General features: G+C 47.1%; 3 protein-coding genes and 1 pseudogene. 2 read left to right on the top strand and 2 right to left on the bottom strand.

All coding sequences use genetic code 11. The features are described 5' to 3' along the window. Positions 1-290: 290 nt before the first annotated feature. Positions 291-443 (bottom strand): hypothetical protein, encoded by a 153-nt coding sequence (locus tag PHV74_15955; GenBank protein MDD5095845.1) that lies wholly within the window; start codon positions 441-443, stop codon positions 291-293. 231 nt (positions 444-674) lie between these two features. Then, positions 675-1,156: pseudogene (locus PHV74_15950) on the bottom strand (IS3 family transposase). 393 nt (positions 1,157-1,549) lie between these two features. On the opposite strand from PHV74_15950, the gene PHV74_15945 reads away from it, so the two are divergent. Together PHV74_15945 and PHV74_15940 are read left to right on the top strand one after the other, a co-directional pair. After that, a complete protein-coding gene (locus PHV74_15945; protein ID MDD5095844.1) occupies positions 1,550-2,221 on the top strand; it encodes a CBS domain-containing protein in 672 nt (223 codons plus the stop codon). A 363-nt stretch (positions 2,222-2,584) separates the two neighbouring features. Continuing rightward, on the top strand, positions 2,585-2,907 hold a 323-nt coding region (locus PHV74_15940), incomplete at its 3' end, for a transposase (protein MDD5095843.1).

The raw sequence follows: 2,907 nt of genomic DNA, 5'->3' as shown, positions 1-2,907 counted from the left end.
AATGAAATAATCCCTTCATCGAGGAGGTATCGTAATCGCCGCTGTACTGTGGTATGGCTGGTGCCCAGCTTGGCCGCGAGTTCCTCTTCTTCTGGCATCGACTTCCAGTTCGCTAATGAGCATCAGATCCAGTTCATCCAGGGTTTTTTTTGTAGTTTTCTCACTCATTTCTTGTGCTTGGCTTCCGCAATTTTGCGCCGTACTAATATGCGGAATGACGTTGCAGATTTGATCCTGTGCATTCTTCGGATTTCTGAGGTCGGATGGCAATAGTGGACACCAAAGTCTATTCATGATACCAGCTGTCCGGCATAGAAATGTTGTTCATAAACAACCGGGGACAGGTATCCCAATCTGGCCTGCCGACGCTGCCGATTATAGAAGACCTCGATGTCTTCGGTAATATCCCGAATCGCCTCCTGCCGGGGGTTTGGGTATGTCACCCATATCCCTGTTCTTCCCTCAATAATTGGGGCCAGGGGGTTGAACAATCCTTAATCAGAGGTTCCCCGGATGTCCTCTATGTCTGGCCATTGTACGCCTCACAACTATGTTTGAACAACGACCAGAAGTCCTAGGTACACTGTCCAAAAGTTCGACAACGAGCATCATAGCCACCTAAGGATTTCTTGCATATGAGGTCGGATGGCAATAGAGTGGACACCAAAGTCTATTCATGATACCATCTGTTCGGCATAGAAATGTTGTTCATAAACAACCGGGGGCAAGTATCCCAATCTGGCCTGCCGACGCTGCCGATTATAGAAGACCTCGATGTCTTCGGTAATATCCCGAATCGCCTCCTGCCTGGTTCGATAATGACAGTGGTTAACCAGCTCCTGGTTGAGCGTTCCCCAGAAGCTTTCCATGGGCGCATTGTCGTAGCAATTCCCTTTCAGGCTCTTCGTCAGTCGCTCTCCCATCGCATATCCAACGATCTCACCGGTACAGAGATCCTTGTGTCCGGCCAGATACAACCAGCCTTCCCCTGTCGGGATATAGGTGATATCGCGCTTACCCATGCGATATTAGGTCTGGATGTCTCAAATTGCTGATTCAATAAGTTCTCTGCCACCGGCAGGGCATGCTTTGAGTCAGTAGTGGTCTTGAACTTATTCGACTGTTTACAGCGTATGCTCAGCTTACTTCGGATGCGATATGACATATTCAAGGGAGGATACTGCCCTGCAAGCTGATTATGCTGTTGTTAAAGTGCTCAAGCCCTCAAAATCAAGGGCTTAACCTATGAGAATGTCACTTGAAAGTCAAAACGTCGGTTTCAAAAACCGTGTCAACTTCTTTCAGGGTATTCTTAACCCCTATTCTTAAACGGCCTCTTTATTCTATCGACTTTGGTGTCCGTTTTTTTCATCTTACTCCATATTCCCGGATGCTGCCGTCTGAAATCCTTTCCTCTAATATTTTGGTGACTCCTATTTTGTGATGACGCCCCTTCGCTCGGTAAATTTGATAGTAAATCAATGCGCAAGATTGACATATTGTCTTAAACATGTGAAAATGGCAATAAAAATCACCAAGGAGGATACATATGCGTGTCAGGGATCTTATGAGCACCAACTTGGTAACCGTTTCAAGCAAAACCCCGATCACCGAGGCTAGGCGATATATGGTTGCCCATCGCATTCATCGCTTGCCTGTAGTTGACAAAGATAGATTAGTGGGCATAGTGACTGAAAGGCGAATAGCGGAAGCGTCACCTACAGAAGCTACTTCTCTGAGCATATGGGAAATGAACTATTTAATTGCCAGGATGACGGTGGGAGAAATAATGAACAAGAATGTTACTACCATCACGTCAGACACCACTGTCGAGAGTGCCATTGCCTTGGCGCAGGAACTTAAAGTAGGAGCATTGTGCGTCGTAGACAATGGCAAGTTAGTAGGCATCGTAACTAATAACGATATCTATTACAGAATCCTCAATCCGATCCTCGGTATTGGAAAGCCAGGTGTGCGTCTTCAGATACATGATTGTGGTGAAGGCCGCAAAATTGAAGATGTTTTGCGATTGGTAAACAAAAGCAATCTCAAGATTGAGGCTATACATATGAGTGAGCCTGCCGACAGAGATGCGGCAGACCTGATTGTTCAGGTTGATGTTACTGATCCAGGGAAGCTAATCGATAGTATTACCGGCCTTGGATACAAGGTGGAGATTAGACAGCGCAAGTTTGAAAACAACCTCTCAGGTGGGAAATAGGAGGGCATATCTAAAGAATCTCTGATCACGCGAGCAAAAGACTTAGTCGGAGAGAATTCCTTGCATAGGACTTGGTTGAAGTGGGATGTTCAGTAGTCCCGCTCTCGGAATAATCTCTTCTTGCGGCGATTTTCACGATTTCGGGCACGTTTACCCCTTTATCATCAGCAAATCCTCAATTTGGCGCTTTGCTAAATCTTGAGTAATCTCTTTGCTAGCGCGGATTACCCAACTTCTCTACGGGGCAGCAAATTTAATTTTCGAAGTGCTACAATAGATAGCTAGAAATCCGGCCGAAAAGTGGTAGTGGTGGAGCATAGGGACAAGTATACTTAAGCCAACGAGACGGAAAGGGGTTGGCGAATGCTGGGAAAACGGTCGGTACAGAAGGGGTTGTTCGAAGCGGATAATCTTTATGTGGAGCATGTGGGCCGCGATTTGTTCTATGGATTCTTGGCGTCGATGAGGGGGCAGTTGTTCGAGGATGGGTCTTTTGCCGAGATTTACTGTCCTGATAACGGGCGTGCGAGTGTGCCGCCAAGCCTGCTGGCGACGGCGCTGCTGCTGCAGACGCATGATCGAGTAAGCGATGAGGAAGCATGGCAAAGGGCGGCCTTTGATATTCGATGGAAGGTGGCTTTGGGGATTGAAATCGATGAGAAGCCGTTTGCCAAGAGTACGCTGCA

It is taken from the genome of Dehalococcoidia bacterium (assembly GCA_028711995.1).
Classification (GTDB): domain Bacteria; phylum Chloroflexota; class Dehalococcoidia; order SZUA-161; family SpSt-899; genus JAQTRE01.
Note: the sequence above shows the minus strand (reverse complement) of the source record. Positions and strands in the feature narration are given on the sequence as shown.